This is a genomic window from Stenotrophomonas sp. YJH_SMC_91, assembly GCF_059368495.1.
In genome coordinates this window covers 181,340-193,485 of sequence record NZ_JCAFRT010000002.1, presented here as the reverse complement: position 1 = coordinate 193,485, position 12,146 = coordinate 181,340, and the positions used below count along the sequence as shown (strand labels likewise).

At 66.9% G+C, this 12,146-nt stretch carries 10 protein-coding genes; 8 read left to right on the top strand and 2 right to left on the bottom strand.

Annotation, left to right across the window (positions count from 1 at the left end):
• Nucleotides 1-98: 98 nt before the first annotated feature.
• From lldP to AC5P5X_RS04440, 5 genes are all read left to right on the top strand, one after another.
• Nucleotides 99-1,757 carry an L-lactate permease gene (lldP, locus tag AC5P5X_RS04460; protein ID WP_033833904.1) on the top strand — a complete coding sequence of 553 codons (1,659 nt, stop codon included), beginning with the start codon at nucleotides 99-101 and terminating at the stop codon, nucleotides 1,755-1,757.
• A gap of 53 nt (nucleotides 1,758-1,810) precedes the next feature.
• Nucleotides 1,811-2,575, top strand: a complete 765-nt coding sequence (gene lldR / locus AC5P5X_RS04455; RefSeq protein WP_495215911.1) for a transcriptional regulator LldR — start codon at nucleotides 1,811-1,813, stop codon at nucleotides 2,573-2,575.
• Between the two features lie 4 nt (nucleotides 2,576-2,579).
• The gene (gene lldD, locus AC5P5X_RS04450) at nucleotides 2,580-3,719 is read left to right on the top strand and encodes an FMN-dependent L-lactate dehydrogenase LldD (RefSeq protein ID WP_111174156.1); all 1,140 of its coding nucleotides are present in this window, start codon (nucleotides 2,580-2,582) and stop codon (nucleotides 3,717-3,719) included.
• Nucleotides 3,716-5,416 (top strand): D-lactate dehydrogenase, encoded by a 1,701-nt coding sequence (dld, locus tag AC5P5X_RS04445; RefSeq protein WP_049475964.1) that lies wholly within the window; start codon nucleotides 3,716-3,718, stop codon nucleotides 5,414-5,416. The genes lldD and dld overlap by 4 nt, the downstream gene beginning before the upstream one ends.
• A 111-nt stretch (nucleotides 5,417-5,527) precedes the next feature.
• Entirely contained in the window at nucleotides 5,528-6,412 is an 885-nt protein-coding gene (locus AC5P5X_RS04440; protein WP_049469550.1) for a hypothetical protein, read from the top strand.
• Nucleotides 6,413-6,506: 94 nt separating this feature from the next.
• On the opposite strand, the gene AC5P5X_RS04435 is transcribed toward AC5P5X_RS04440, so the two are convergent.
• Nucleotides 6,507-6,803, bottom strand: coding sequence for a hypothetical protein (locus AC5P5X_RS04435; protein ID WP_005413768.1), 297 nt, complete (start codon nucleotides 6,801-6,803; stop codon nucleotides 6,507-6,509).
• Nucleotides 6,804-6,981: 178 nt separating this feature from the next.
• Here AC5P5X_RS04435 and AC5P5X_RS04430 point away from each other — a divergent pair, with 178 nt between their 5' ends.
• Together AC5P5X_RS04430 and AC5P5X_RS04425 are read left to right on the top strand one after the other, a co-directional pair.
• Nucleotides 6,982-7,662 carry a decarboxylase gene (locus tag AC5P5X_RS04430; RefSeq protein WP_329762663.1) on the top strand — a complete coding sequence of 227 codons (681 nt, stop codon included), beginning with the start codon at nucleotides 6,982-6,984 and terminating at the stop codon, nucleotides 7,660-7,662.
• Between the two features lie 68 nt (nucleotides 7,663-7,730).
• Complete coding sequence (locus tag AC5P5X_RS04425; RefSeq protein WP_005410028.1) at nucleotides 7,731-8,504, top strand: CDP-diacylglycerol diphosphatase; 774 nt, start codon at nucleotides 7,731-7,733, stop codon at nucleotides 8,502-8,504.
• Here the strand turns inward: AC5P5X_RS04425 and AC5P5X_RS04420 are convergent.
• Nucleotides 8,501-9,100 carry a GNAT family N-acetyltransferase gene (locus AC5P5X_RS04420; RefSeq protein ID WP_033833900.1) on the bottom strand — a complete coding sequence of 200 codons (600 nt, stop codon included), beginning with the start codon at nucleotides 9,098-9,100 and terminating at the stop codon, nucleotides 8,501-8,503. The two genes, AC5P5X_RS04425 and AC5P5X_RS04420, sit on opposite strands and share 4 nt — an antisense overlap.
• 216 nt (nucleotides 9,101-9,316) lie before the next feature.
• Here AC5P5X_RS04420 and AC5P5X_RS04415 point away from each other — a divergent pair, with 216 nt between their 5' ends.
• Complete coding sequence (locus AC5P5X_RS04415; protein ID WP_109337614.1) at nucleotides 9,317-12,043, top strand: TonB-dependent receptor plug domain-containing protein; 2,727 nt, start codon at nucleotides 9,317-9,319, stop codon at nucleotides 12,041-12,043.
• Nucleotides 12,044-12,146 lie beyond the last annotated feature (103 nt).

The following is a 12,146-nucleotide window of genomic DNA, read 5'->3' as shown; positions in this document are numbered from 1 at the left end:
GGTCTGATCGAAATCATTATTGGTACGACCAATAATCGACAGCCACGGCGATCCACCGCCTGCGGTGGGGCACCTTCCGCATCCAGTCGAGAGTCTTCATGCAGCCCTGGCAACACCTGTACGACCCCGCCGGCAACCTGTGGTTGTCGAGCCTGATCGCGCTGCTGCCGATCGCGTTCTTCTTCGTTGCCCTGGCCGTGCTGCGCATGAAGGGCTGGCTGGCCGGCACGATCACCGTGGCCATCGCGCTTGGCGTGGCCCTGCTGTTCTACCGCATGCCGCTGAGCCAGGCGCTGGGTGCGGCCGGCTTCGGCTTCGTCTACGGCCTTTGGCCTATTGCCTGGATCATCATCGGCGCGGTGTTCCTCTACAAGGTCTCGGTCAAGACTGGTCAGTTCGACATCATCCGCGCTTCGATCCTGTCGGTGACCGAAGACCAGCGCCTGCAGATGCTGATGGTCGGCTTCGCCTTCGGTGCCTTCCTGGAAGGCGCGGCCGGTTTCGGTGCGCCAGTGGCGATCACCGCGGCGCTGCTGGTCGGGCTGGGCTTCAAGCCGCTCTATGCCGCCGGCCTGTGCCTGATCGTCAACACCGCGCCGGTGGCGTTCGGTGCAATGGGCATTCCGATCATCGTGGCCGGGCAGGTCACCGGCCTGGATGCCTTCGAGATCGGCCAGATGGCGGGCCGCCAGCTGCCGTTCCTGACCGTCATCGTGCTGTTCTGGATCATGGCGATCATGGATGGCTGGCGTGGCATCAAGGAAACCTGGCCGGCGGTGCTGGTGGCCGGTGGCTCCTTTGCCATCGCGCAGTACCTGACCTCCAACTTCATCGGTCCGGAACTGCCGGACATCACCGCCTCGCTGGCGTCGCTGGTCTGCCTGACCCTGTTCCTGCGACGCTGGAAGCCGGTACGGATCTTCCGCTTCGATACCGAAACCAGCGCCGAGGCGGCCGCACAGGCACTGGAGGCGCCGCGCTACAGCGTCGGCCAGATCGCCAAGGCGTGGTCGCCGTTCCTGATCCTCACCGCGATGGTCACGCTGTGGAGCATCAAGCCGTTCAAGTCGCTGTTCGCGGCAGGCGGCCCGCTGGAAGGCTGGGTGCTGAAGCTCCCGGTGCCGGGCCTCGACCAGAGGGTGCAGAAGATGCCACCGATCGTGGACGCGCCGCTCAGCTATGAGGCGGTCTACAAGTTCGACTGGTTCTCGGCCACCGGCACCTCGATCATCCTCGCGGCGGTGATCGCGATCATCGCGCTGCGCATGCCGGCCCGGTCGGCGCTGCAGACCTTCGGTGAAACCGTGCGTGAGCTGCGCATGCCGATCTACTCGATCGGCATGGTGCTGGCCTTCGCGTTCATCGCCAACTATTCGGGCCTGTCGGCAACGCTGGCGCTGGCACTGGCGCACACCGGCGACGCCTTTCCGTTCTTCTCGCCGTTCCTGGGCTGGCTGGGCGTGTTCCTGACCGGCTCGGACACCTCGTCCAATGCGCTGTTCTCGGCGCTGCAGGCGACCACCGCACAGCAGATCGGCGTGTCCGACGTGCTGCTGGTGGCGGCCAACACCACCGGCGGCGTCACCGGCAAGATGATCTCGCCGCAGTCGATCGCCATTGCCTGCGCGGCGGTTGGCCTGGCCGGCAAGGAATCGGACCTGTTCCGTTTCACGGTCAAGCACAGCCTGGTCTTCACCACCATGGTCGGCCTGATCACCCTGGCCCAGGCCTACTGGCTGACATGGATGATTCCCTGAGCCATGCCGCGCGGCCTGACCCCCTGTTACGCGCTTCGGGCCACAATGGCGCCATGAGCACGCAACGTATCTCGGACAAGGTGGCCGCACAGCTGCGCGGCCTGGTGCAGGAACAGCGGCTGCAGCCGGGCGACCGGCTGCCGGCCGAACGCACCCTGGCGGTGCAGCTGGGGGTCTCGCGAACGGCGTTGCGCGAGGCCATCGCGCAGCTGGCCAGCCAGGGCCTGCTGACCGCACGGGTCGGTGGCGGCACCTACGTGGCCGAACCGGCGGCGCGCGCGCGGCAGGCGCTGGATGAACCGCTGGCGCCGTACCTGCCGCTGTTCCAGGGCGACCCGGAATACCGCTTCGACGTGCTGGAGATCCGCCACGCGCTGGAAGGTGCCACCGCCTGGCATGCGGCGCTGCGAGCCACCGACGAGGACCGCACGCGCATCGCGCAGGCCTTCCAGACCATGATGGACGCGCACGGCAAGAACGACCCCACCGGTGAAGCGGAGGCCGACGCGGCCTTCCACTTGTCCATTGCCGAGGCCTCGCACAACCTGGTGCTGCTGCAGGTGATGCGCGGACTGTTCGAGCTGCTGCAGACCAACATCTCGCAGAGCCGCGAGAAGCTCTATACCTCGGCGAGGACCTTCTCGCCGTTGTACGACCAGCACCGCGAGATGATGGACGCGGTGCTGGCCGGCGACCCCGAACGCGCGCGCGCCGCCGCGCATGCCCACCTCGAGTTCGTGCACACCACGCTGCGCACGCTCGATGACAACGAAGCCCGGCGTGCGCGGGCCTCGCGTCTACCTTCCCCACACGGTTGACCCCATGATCATCTCCGCCTCCACCGATTACCGTGCTGCTGCCGAACGGCGGCTGCCGCCGTTCCTTTTCCACTACATCGATGGCGGCGCGTATGCCGAGCACACGCTGAAGCGCAACGTTTCCGACCTGTCCGACATCGCGCTGCGCCAGCGCATCCTGCGCAACATGTCCGACCTGAGCCTGGAAACCGAGCTGTTCGGCGAAAAGCTGGCGATGCCGGTGGCGCTGGCGCCGGTCGGCCTGACCGGCATGTATGCCCGGCGTGGTGAAGTACAGGCGGCGCGCGCGGCCGACAGCCGCGGCATCCCGTTCACCCTGTCCACCGTATCGGTGTGCCCGATCGAGGAAGTGGCACCGGCCATCCAGCGGCCGATGTGGTTCCAGCTGTATGTGCTGCGCGACCGTGGCTTCATGCGCAATGCGCTGGAGCGGGCGCAGGCCGCCGGCGTGACCACGCTGGTGTTCACCGTTGACATGCCGGTGCCGGGCGCGCGCTACCGCGATGCACACTCCGGCATGAGCGGCCCGAATGCCTCGCTGCGCCGTATCGGCCAGGCCATCACCCATCCGCACTGGGCGTGGGACGTGGGACTGTTCGGCCGTCCGCATGATCTGGGCAACATCTCCACCTACCGTGGCAACCCGACCGGGCTGGAGGATTACATCGGCTGGCTGGGCAGCAACTTCGATCCCTCCATTTCCTGGAAGGACCTGGAGTGGATCCGCGAATTCTGGAAGGGCCCGATGGTGATCAAGGGCATCCTTGACCCGGATGACGCGCGTGATGCGGTCAGGTTCGGTGCCGATGGCATCGTGGTCTCCAACCACGGTGGCCGCCAGCTGGACGGCGTGCTGTCCACCGCACGCGCACTGCCGGCGATTGCCGACGCGGTACAGGGTGATTTGGAGATTCTCGCCGATTCGGGCATCCGTACCGGCCTGGACGTGGTGCGCATGCTGGCGCTCGGTGCCGATACCGTGCTGCTGGGGCGTGCCTTCGTCTATGCGCTGGCCGCGCAGGGCGAGGCCGGCGTTGCCAACCTGCTGGACCTGATCGCCAAGGAAATGCGCGTGGCGATGACACTGACCGGCGCGCGTCGCATCGCCGACATCGGCCGCGATTCGCTGGTCAGCCTGCCATGAGTGGCCACGATGCCGTGCTGGCACAGTTGCGCGACGCCGTCGGCAGCCGCCATGTGCTGACCGGCGACAAGGCCACGCGCCGCTTCCGTCGCGGCTACCGCTTCGGCGATGGCCCGGTACTGGCAGTGGTGCGCCCGGGTACCTTGCTGGAACTGTGGCGCGTGCTGCAGGCAGCGGTGCAGGGTGGGGCGGCGATCATCCTGCAGGCGGCCAATACCGGGCTGACCGGTGGCTCGACCCCGGACGGCGATGACTACGGCCGGCCGATCGTGCTGGTCAGCACGCTGCGCCTGACCGGCATCCAGCTGTTGAACGAAGGCCGCCAGGTGCTCTGCCTGCCCGGTGCCACGCTCGACCGCCTGGAGCAGACGCTGGCACCGCTGGGCCGTGAACCGCATTCGGTGATCGGCTCGTCCTGCATCGGCGCCTCGGTGCTGGGCGGCATCTGCAACAACTCCGGCGGCGCGCTGGTGCGCCGTGGCCCGGCCTACACCGAGCTGGCGCTGTACGCGCGGGTCGATGCGCAGGGCCAGCTGCAGCTGGTCAACCATCTCGGCATCGCGCTGGGCGATACGCCCGAGCAGATCCTGCAGCGCCTGCAGGCCGGCGACTACAGTGCGTCGGATGTGGGGGACGGCGACGGCCGCGCAGCCTCCGATCCGCGCTACGCCGACGAAGTGCGCAAGGTCGACGCCGATACCCCGGCGCGCTTCAATGCTGATCCCAGCCGCCACTACGAGGCTGCCGGTTCGGCCGGCAAGCTGGCGGTGTTCGCGGTGCGCCTGGATACCTTCGAAAGGGAGGCCGCCGAAGTCTTCTACATCGGCAGCAACCGCACCGACAGCCTCACGGCGATCCGTCGCGAGCTGCTGACCGGCTTCGAGCGCGTGCCGATTGCCGGTGAGTACATCCACCGCGATGCCTATGACATCGGCGAGCGCTACGGCAAGGACAGCTTCCTGCTGATCGATCGCCTCGGCACCGCACGTGTACCTGCCGCGTTCGCATTGAAGAGCCGCGTCGACGGCTGGTTCGAACGGCTGGGCCTGCGTGGGGTGACTGACCGGGTGATGCAGGTTCTGACCGGCCTGCTGCCCTCGCACCTGCCCAAGCGCATGGGCGAGTTCCGCCAGCGCTACGAGCATCACCTGTTGCTGAAGGTCTCTGCCCAGGACGCTGCGGAAACCGAGGCCTGGTTGCGCGCCTTCTTCGCCGGGCACGAAGGCGGCTTTTTCCACTGCACGGCCGAGGAGGGGCGCAAGGCGTTCCTGCATCGCTTCGCCGTGGCCGGTGCCGCGGTGCGCTACCGCGAAGTGCATCGCGGGCAGGTGCAGGACATCGTGGCGCTGGACATTGCCCTGCGCCGAGATGATGCCGATTGGTTCGAGCAGTTGCCGGCCGATATCGACGGCCGCCTGCTGCACAAGCTGTATTACGGGCACTTCCTGTGCCACGTGTTCCACCAGGACTACATCGCGCGCAAGGGTGAAGACCCGATGGCGATCGAGCACGCAATGTGGGCATTGCTGGACCAGCGTGGTGCCGAGTACCCGGCCGAGCACAATGTCGGTCACCTGTACCCGGCCAAGCCGGCGCTGGCCGGGTTCTACAGGCAGCTGGACCCGAGCAATACGTTCAATCCGGGCATTGGCCAGACGTCGAAAGCCAAGGGCTGGGGTGGCTGCGATTGCGGATGATGTAGAGCCGACCCTATGCTCGGCTGCTCCTGCCGACAGACAGCAGACGAGCATGGCTCGACGCCGCCCGGGCAACGGTTACCATCGGAAGCCCATCCGCAGGAGCCATCCATGCCCACCGCCGCCGTCCGCGCCACCCTGTGCACTGCATTGCTGGCGACCCCGCTGCTGGCGCTGGCCCAGAGCGCGATCCTGCCGCAGCAGCGCGATGCCGCCGGCAACGTGATGGAGCCGCTGGGACAGGTACTGATCGCGAGTGAGACTGGACCGTCGGGGCTTTATGACTGCACGCGGGACGGCAACTGGTGCGTACGCGTGCAGCCGGTTGCCGAGGAGGGTAACCGGCCGACCGTGCTGGAAGTGCTTGAGAACGCACCGGGCCAGGGCAAGCCGCACACCTACCACGTCAGCATCGACGTGCCACAGGAAAGCGAGCTGTCGCTGTGGCCATGGATCGTGCGCCTGGCGCCGGGCGTGGGCAGCGATGAACCAGTGACCGACCCGCAGCAGCGCGCCCGCCAGAATGTGCTGGTGGGCGGCATCGTCAAGTTCAGCGCCATGTACTCCGGTGGAGGTGCCGACGCGTCCACGCTGCAGCTGGCACGCGTACGTCACCTGCAGGACGACATCCAGGTGGACGACGACGTGCTGACCGTGCCATGGCTGGGTAATGCGATGATCCGCGCCTGTTTCAGCGAGCAGGACATGAAGCAGCGCGCAGGTGCCTGCCACGACGAATACGGGTTCTCGGCGAAGCTGGCGCTGGATACGGCTGCCGAGGGCATGCCGGTGCTGCGCTACCAGACCGTGGCGACCCGGTTCCCGGCCGGCGTTTCACGCTTCGAGGATTCGCTGGCCAAAGGCCCGCTGAAGAAGCAGGATCTGCGCAGCGAGCAGGACCCGGCGTGCACCTACACGCGGCTGTTCCGCTTCGGGGCGGGGATGTTCCATCCCGACCAGGCGCTGCCGGACTGTGCCGGCTATACCGAACCCTGAAATGTAGAGTCGAGCGATGCTCGACGGGTCTTCGGATGGGCGGCGCGAAAAGCCAGTCGAGCATGGCTCGACTCTACAAAAGCGGTGGCGGCGCTTACTCGCAGCGCGTGGACGTGATGATGTTGTCCTTGTCCACGAACACGCGCAGGCGGTCCTGGCGGATGTCCTTGGTGGTGATGGTGCTGGGGCCGATCGGGTTGACCAGGCCGGCACCACTCTCGCGGGACAGGCGGCGGATGTTGGGCTCATTGGCCGGCTGGCCGATCGCCCAGCCCAGCTGGCTGGCGTCGCAGCGGCCGCTGCCTTTGACTTCCGGGCCAGGGGTGCTGACGCAGGCCGACAGCAGCAGGGCAGAGGCCGGCAGCAACAGGGACAGACGGAATGCAGACATGCGAGCGCTCCTGCGCAGGGGAAGATGGCGGGAACGATAGCACCGAGCGTGCGAAAGGCGTCAGCATCCCGGTCATTGCCGGCACAGCGTGGTCATTGCATAGTGGGAGCAATGGCTGGCAATACGCCAGCGGGCAGGCCGGGCCTTTCCGGCGCAGGTGTTGGATACGGGATACGGTATGACGGCAGGCAGTTTCTGCGGCAAGGACAAGACGATGACGGCGCTGGTGTTGTCGTTGCTGGGCGTAGTGTTTGCCGCCTCCGCCTCCGCCTCCGCCTCCGCCTCCGCTGCCGATCCGGAACCCGCGCCGGTCGAAACCCCGGTATTCGGTGCCTGGCGCAACCTGCAGACCGAATCCGGCTACGCACCGGCCCAGCGTAACCTGGCCTTCGCCATGCTGCCGCAGGCGGCCACCCGCGGTGACCGTTTCGCCATTCTTGACCGCGAAGGCAAGCGCACGGTGTGCTGCCTGCAGGTGGCCAGCCCCTCGCTGGGCGTGGCCGCGCTGCGCGAGCAGTACCACCTGCCGCAGGCCTGGGTGACCGACCTGAGCAATGGCCGCAGCCCCGCACGTCCCTATGTGCCGCACGTCTATGCGATGCAGCGGGTGGACGAGCTGGCCGACTACCGCTTCGCCGATGTGCCTGGCGCCTACAGTGACCTGGGAGGGCTGCTGATTCCGGAAGGTGCCGCGCTGGAGGCCGACGGCAGCGCCGTGCGCCTGGGGGACACCCGCTACCCGCTGCATTTCCAGCGCCAGCCGCACGCCGATGACGATGGGGCGCTGGACCGCTACAGCCTGCAGGCCGGCGAGGGTGCCGCCCCGATCGTGGTTGAAGTGCCGTTCGGCACCTACTGATTGCAGCTTCGCACTGGCTAGAATGCAGCGCGGCGCTGTCTGCCGTGCCTGCTCCGTGAGTCGTTGCCGTGTCCCTGCGCCCCTTCCTGCTGTCGTCCCTGCTGCTGTTGTCCGCCTGTGCCAGTGCGCCGCCGCCGGCCCATTCCGATGCATTGTGGCGATTGATCGAACGTGACTGCCGGGGCGCCGAAGGTCCACGCGGCGACTGCCTGCGCGTGGAGACGGCCGCAGACCGCCGCGATGTGCTGGTCAAGGATGCGCACGGCGACTACCAGTTCCTGCTGATGCCGCTGGACAAGGTGAGCGGTATCGAGAGCCGCAGCCTGTACCAGCGTGGTGCACCGAACTACTTCGCTGCCGCCTGGCAGGCGCGCAGCCACACCGAACAGGCCTTGCGGCAACCACTGCCGCGCAACGTCGCCAGCCTGGCGTTGAACTCGCCGCACGGCCGCTCGCAGCACCAGCTGCATATCCACGTGGATTGCCTGCGTGCCGACGTGCTGCAGGCGCTGGACACGCATGCTGCCGCCCTCGGCAGCCGCTGGGCACCGCTGCCGGTCCTGCTGCGCGGCCATCAATACCAGGCACGCCTGCTGGCGGGCGCGGAACTGACCGCCAATCCGCTCAATCTGCTGGCTTACGACCTCGCAGGCGTGGACGATGTTGGTCAGTGGAGCCTGGTCGTGGCCGGCCGGGACGCCGTGCAGGGCGGCCCGGGTTTCATCCTGCTGGCGACCCGGGTGGACGCCGGCACCGGCAACGAGGCCAGCGCCGAAGAACTGCAGGACCACGCCTGCTCGGTGCTGACCGGCGCAGGCGACGCGTTGGAGCGGGTCCGCTAACCCGGTGGCTGCTGGCGGCTGCGCCAGACCGGTGCAGTCAGCGCCAGCAGCTGGCGGTCCTGCCAGCCATCCAGATCCAGATGATGGTCGCGCAACAGGCCTTCGTGCTCGAAGCCGAAGGCGTGCAGCGCAGTGGCGAACGGGTCACTGCAGTCCGGTGGCAGCATCACGAACAGGCGGTGCACGCCCACATCCTCGAACAGGAACGGGCACAGCGCGCGCAGCGCTGCATCCACGTGCGGGTGCCAGTGCTGCAGCGACAGCAGCTCGGCGCAGCGCGTATGCAGGGACTGCAGGCGGACATGCAGCTGGTCCAGGACAGTGCCGTGCTCGTCATCGAACACACCCAGCAGCAGCTGGTCGTTGTCCTGCTCCAGCCGCGAGCGATGCATGTGGGCAAGGAAGCGGGCTTCTTCGTCGATACCGGCCGGATGGCGGCGCCCGCGTCGGCGGCGGTCGTCGAACAGGCGCCAGGCCGGCAGATCGGCCCGCTGGAACGGGCGCAGGGTGACCGGTGCCACCTGCAGCTGCAGCAGATGGCGGCGCGACACAGGGCGCAGCGGGGGGAGGAGGGATGTGGGGTACGGGGTCATCATCCCCGGAACGATGGCAATGCCCGCTTCGCCAGACCATTCAAAAGATTGCAAAAACGCGACGACCACCGGGCGGAGCCTGATTCGGTTCAGGCATAAGTCCATCAGGGCTGGTCATTTCCGTTGAAACCATCCATTCAGGACACTTTCGTTACGGGATCGTTATGCGCCGCGCAGGCCTCCGGTCCCATACCACCCGTCAACTCCCCCAGGAAGCCCATGTCCGCCTCCCACAAGGCGCTGCGCCCGCGTCCGCTGGTGCTCGCGCTGTCGTCCCTGATGCTGGTCTCGTCGCCGGCCTTCGCGCAGGAAAGCGCACCCACCTCATTGCAGGAAGTGAAGGTCACCGGCTCGCGCATTCCGCGCGCCAGTGTCGAAGGGCCGTCGCCGGTGACCGTGATCAGCCGCGAGCAGATCGACGCGCAGGGCTACCGCAACGCGTTCGACGCGCTGAGCGCCCTGACCGAAAACACCGGCAACGTGCAGGGTGAGGACTTCGGCAACACCTTCACTCCGGCGGCCAACACCATCAACCTGCGCGGGCTGGGCCCGAACCGCACGCTGGTGCTGGTCAACGGACGCCGCCAGGCCGACTACCCGCTGGCCTACGAGGGCTCGGTGAACGTGGTCAACCTGGCCAACATTCCCAGTGCGCTGATTGAGCGCATCGAGGTCTTGGCGGCCGGTGCGTCGGCGGTGTATGGCTCCGACGCCATCGCCGGCGTGGTCAACATCATCCTCAAGGACCGCTTTGAGGGTGTGGACGTGAACGTGCGGGCCGGCGGCACCCAGCAGGGCGGTGGCGACAACCAGCGCGCGCAGGTGGTTGGTGGCAGTTCCGGCGAGCGCTGGGATGCGCTGTTCGGCTTCGAGTTCGATGTGCGCAAGGCGATCCATGCGCGCCAGCGCGATTTCATGGACTCGCTGGATGATGACCCGGCTGGCAAGGCGCCGCAGGCGACCGCGATCGCGTATCGCCGCAACGCTGCCACCGGTCGCAACATCGATCCGGGCGTCAATGGCTGCGACGCGGCGTCGGACATCTATGGCGGCAGCGTGTTCCGCGCCTTCAACCCGCGCCAGGGCTGGTATTGCGGCAGCAACGAGGCCGCCGCCAGCTACTGGACGGTGCAGACCGAGAAGCGCAATCTCAACGGCTACGGCCTGCTGACCTTCCACGTCAACGAGACCACCGACCTGTTCGCCGATCTGGCCGTGGGCAGCGCACGCATCACCAACAACACCCGTGCGCCCACCTGGACCTCGGCCCGCAATTACTTCTACAACCAGACCACCGGCAACCTGGAAAGCTGGTACCGCCGCTTTGCACCCGAGGAAATCGGTGGCCTGCCGCGCAATGCCAACCGTTTCCTGGAAAATTCCTGGTCGTTCAACGTCGGCGCGCGCGGCCAGATCGGTGACAGTGGCTGGGATTATGAAGCGGTCTACAGCCGCTCACGCTACGAGAACCGCACCCGTCGCCCGGTGCTGCTGGCCGGCATCAATGAATACCTGCTTGGCCCGAAGCTGGGCGTGCGAAATGGCGTAGAGGTCTATGCGCCGGACCCGGCGCGCCTGTTCCAGCCGCTGAGCCCGAATGAGTACCAGGACCTGTCCGGCTACCAGGAGAGCCGCAACGCGGCGTGGCTGCAGACCTTCAGCGCCAGCGTCAACGGCCGGCTGTTCGCACTGCCCGGTGGCGACGCTGCGCTGGCCGCGGTGGTCGAGGCTGGCAGCCAAGGCTATCGCAATCGACCGGACCCGCGACTGGGCACCGGTGAATTCTGGAACACCAGCGCCGGTATTGGTGCCGGTGGCGAGCGCGACCGCTATGCTGCCGGCGTGGAGCTGCAGCTGCCGTTGCTGCAGTCGCTCACCACCACCCTGGCCGGGCGCTATGACCAGTACCGAGCCGGTGGTGAGCATATCGGCAAGGCGACCTGGAGCTTCGGCGTCGAGTTCCGCCCGATCGAGAGCCTGCTGATCCGTGGTACCGCTGCCACCAGCTTCCGGGCGCCGGACATGAACTACGTGTTCGCGACAGAGACGCGTGGTTACAACCCGGGCATGACCGACTACTGGCGCTGCCGCACCGCAGGCCAGTCGTATGACAACTGCGACTACAACGGCCTGTCGATCGATTACAGCAACCGTGCCAACCCGCAGCTGCAGCCGGAGTCGGCCAAGTCGTATGGCTTCGGCGTGGTCTGGTCGCCGCTGGCTGGCCTGGATTTCAGTGCCGACTACTACGACATCCGCATCGACAACGAGGTGACCAGCCTTGATACCAGCCGCATCCTGCGCGACGAGGCCGATTGCCGGTTGGGAAAGACGCTGGGCGGCGAGGCGCGTGACATCGGCTCACCGCTGTGCCTGGACGCGCTGTCGCGTGTGATCCGCAACCCGTCCAATGCAACCGTGCAGCCGGACCAGGTGACCCGTGTGCTGATCAATCCGATCAACGCCGCCTCTGAATCGGTTCGCGGCCTGGACCTGAAGGGCAACTGGCGTTTCGATGCCGGTCGCTATGGCCGCTTCACCACGCGCCTGGCCTACACCGTGGTGCTGGAGCACAAATACCGGCAGTTCTCCGATGATCCGGAGCGTGACATCCGCAATTCGCTGGATGACTACCAGTGGCGCAGCAAGGCCAACGGCAGCATCACCTGGAACCAGGGTGACTGGACCACCACGCTGTACGGCAACCGCTTCGGCTCGCTGCCGAAGACCGATGGCAGTGGCCGCATCGCGCCGTACATGACCTACAACGCCAGCGTGTTCCGCCAATTCGGCGAGAACCTGTCGGTGGGCGTGATCGTCAACAACCTGCGTGACAGCCGCCCGCCGGCGGACAAGAACGGTGGCGGCTGGCCGTTCTATCCGGTCGGCAACTACGATCCGTATGGCCGCCAGTACTGGGTGCAGCTGGACTACCGGTTCCGCTGATCCGGCAGGCGAACGAAAGGCCCGGCATTGCCGGGCTTTTCTTTGTGCAGTGCATCCGTGTTGCCGGCGCGCACATGGCATGCTGGGGCGATACACGGAGGAG

Excerpts from the sequence above, each read along its gene's own strand:
- AC5P5X_RS04430 (WP_329762663.1), top strand. The coding sequence starts at position 6,982 with ATGACGGCAGGCAGTTTCTGCGGCAAGGACAAGACGATGACGGCGCTG.
- lldD (WP_111174156.1), top strand. The coding sequence starts at position 2,580 with ATGATCATCTCCGCCTCCACCGATTACCGTGCTGCTGCCGAACGGCGG.
- lldP (WP_033833904.1), top strand. The coding sequence starts at position 99 with ATGCAGCCCTGGCAACACCTGTACGACCCCGCCGGCAACCTGTGGTTG.
- AC5P5X_RS04420 (WP_033833900.1), bottom strand. The coding sequence starts at position 9,100 with ATGATGACCCCGTACCCCACATCCCTCCTCCCCCCGCTGCGCCCTGTG.
- AC5P5X_RS04435 (WP_005413768.1), bottom strand. The coding sequence starts at position 6,803 with ATGTCTGCATTCCGTCTGTCCCTGTTGCTGCCGGCCTCTGCCCTGCTG.
- AC5P5X_RS04440 (WP_049469550.1), top strand. The coding sequence starts at position 5,528 with ATGCCCACCGCCGCCGTCCGCGCCACCCTGTGCACTGCATTGCTGGCG.
- dld (WP_049475964.1), top strand. The coding sequence starts at position 3,716 with ATGAGTGGCCACGATGCCGTGCTGGCACAGTTGCGCGACGCCGTCGGC.
- AC5P5X_RS04415 (WP_109337614.1), top strand. The coding sequence starts at position 9,317 with ATGTCCGCCTCCCACAAGGCGCTGCGCCCGCGTCCGCTGGTGCTCGCG.
- lldR (WP_495215911.1), top strand. The coding sequence starts at position 1,811 with ATGAGCACGCAACGTATCTCGGACAAGGTGGCCGCACAGCTGCGCGGC.